Genomic DNA, 1,498 nt, shown 5'->3' on the forward strand with positions numbered 1-1,498 from the left:
GCGCTGGAAGGCAAGCTGCGCATGCCTTTTTCGCTGATCGGACTGGATGTCTGGGGCGAAGACATCGAAGGCAACAGCCTGGTTTTCTCGACCGGCGATGCCGATGGACTGTGCCAATGGACCGGGCGCGGCATTCTGCCGGTGGCCTGGACGGCGCATCCGACGGCACTTGTCCCGCTGTGGCTTGCCGACGAAAGCGGCGCGCCCTATCTCGGCGACCCGCGACGGGCGCTGGCCCGCATCCTCGATCGCTACAAGGTCCTGGGCCTGACCCCGGTCGCGGCAACGGAACTCGAATTCTACCTCGTCGATCCGCAATCGCAACGGCCGGTCGGCCCTGTCTCGCCGGTGACCGGACGCCGGCTCGATTCCGACGCGGCGCTGTCGATCGACGAAATCGACGATTTCGAATCCTTCATCCATGACGTCTACGAGGCCTGCCGGACGCAAGGCATTCCCGTCGACACGGCCATCGCCGAAAACGGCGTCGGTCAGTTCGAGATCAATCTGAACCATGTCGCGGACGCGTTGCGGGCGGCTGACGATGCGGTGCTGTTCAAGCGCACGGTGAAGGGCATTGCCCGCAAGCACGGCTTTGCCGCCTGCTTCATGGCCAAGCCCTATGGCGACCGGGCGGGCAACGGCTTTCACGTTCATTTCAGCCTGGTCGACGGTGAAGGACGCAACGTCTTCGACGACGGCACCGACCAGGGCTCGGAGACCATGCGCCATGCAGTCGGTGGCCTGCTTGCGGCAATGGCCGAGAGCACGCTGGTGTTCGCGCCGCACTTCAATTCGTACCGCAGGCTGCGCCCAAGATCCTATGCGCCGACTGCGGTCGCCTGGGGCTATGAGAACCGCATGGTCGCGATCCGCATTCCGGGCGGGCCGACCGCTGCTCGCCGTATCGAGCACCGCGTGTCGGGAGCCGACGCCAACCCCTATCTGGTGCTCGCGGCCATATTGGGCGCCGCGCTGACCGGCATCGAAAGACAGTTGTCGCCAGGTGATCCGATCGGCACAGACGGCCAGGGACTTCCGCCGGCAAAGCTGCCGCCGGACTGGGCATCCGCGATCGCCGCCTTCGAGAGCGGGACGCATGTGGCGGAGATTTTTCCAGCCATCCTGCGCGACTCCTTTGTGGCCTGCAAACGCCAGGAGCTGAACACGTTCGCGCTCAATGTCAGCGATTTCGAGATCGAGACATACCTCGAGAGCGTCTAGATCGGGTTACGCCAGTACGGCCAAGCTGGCGCGCATCGGCCAATCATGTCCTGGCGGCCGCGATACGGTCGGCAGGCCTCGGGCTTCCTGCGTACCGAACCCTAATCGCGTCAGGCAGGCTCGCGCCAGGGCCGCATTGCTGTCGATGACGACCAATCCATTCACGTCGTTGAGGCTGGCGGCCACCACCGACAGTTCGGTGCAGCCGAGCAGGGCGGCATCGGCGCCGGTCGCTTGCGCGATGTCGAGCGCGCGCTCGGTTTCAACCGCCGCA

1 protein-coding gene and 1 pseudogene are annotated in these 1,498 nt (G+C 65.2%); one reads left to right on the forward strand and one right to left on the reverse strand.

The features are described from left to right. Positions 1–1,224, forward strand: a 1,224-nt coding sequence (locus EN925_RS35390; RefSeq protein ID WP_164894643.1) for a glutamine synthetase family protein, incomplete at its 5' end; no start/stop codon positions are given. A gap of 6 nt (positions 1,225–1,230) precedes the next feature. On the opposite strand, the pseudogene EN925_RS35395 reads toward EN925_RS35390, so the two are convergent. Beyond that, positions 1,231–1,498, reverse strand: a pseudogene (locus tag EN925_RS35395) (aspartate/glutamate racemase family protein); the annotation flags it as partial.

It is taken from the genome of Mesorhizobium sp. M7A.F.Ca.US.006.04.2.1 (genome assembly GCF_004022915.1).
Taxonomy (GTDB): domain Bacteria; phylum Pseudomonadota; class Alphaproteobacteria; order Rhizobiales; family Rhizobiaceae; genus Mesorhizobium; species Mesorhizobium ciceri.